Annotated in this window: 1 protein-coding gene; it reads right to left on the reverse strand. The window is 50.2% G+C overall.

All coding sequences use genetic code 11. The annotated features are described in order from the left end of the window. Positions 1-286, reverse strand: a 286-nt coding sequence (locus AC0L20_RS40530) for a hypothetical protein (RefSeq protein WP_473295750.1), incomplete at its 3' end; no start/stop codon positions are given. Between the last annotated feature and the right edge of the window lie 27 nt (positions 287-313).

The raw sequence follows: 313 nt of genomic DNA on the forward strand, positions 1-313 counted from the left end.
GATACCGAAACTGAACCTCCCACGCCGTTTTTTGTGTTTTCGTATACGCTTCGAATTTACTCGAAAACACCTGCCTTATATCGGGTTCCAGACGGGAGAATCGAGACTTCAGGGTATCGTATGGGAGTTTTTCTTCATCCAGCGACATCCATTTATCCGAGTCGATTGGCCCACTCATATAAATATCAAGTAGCGACACGGGCGTATGCTTCACCGTCCTGCTTTGCAGCACCTCCAGTGTCGGATCTATACCTGGAAACACGCGCTTGAGTTCCGCCAGCGCCAAAGATCTTCTCGACTCCGGAGGGGTCAG

The organism is Bradyrhizobium sp. Kon58, from assembly GCF_055807455.1.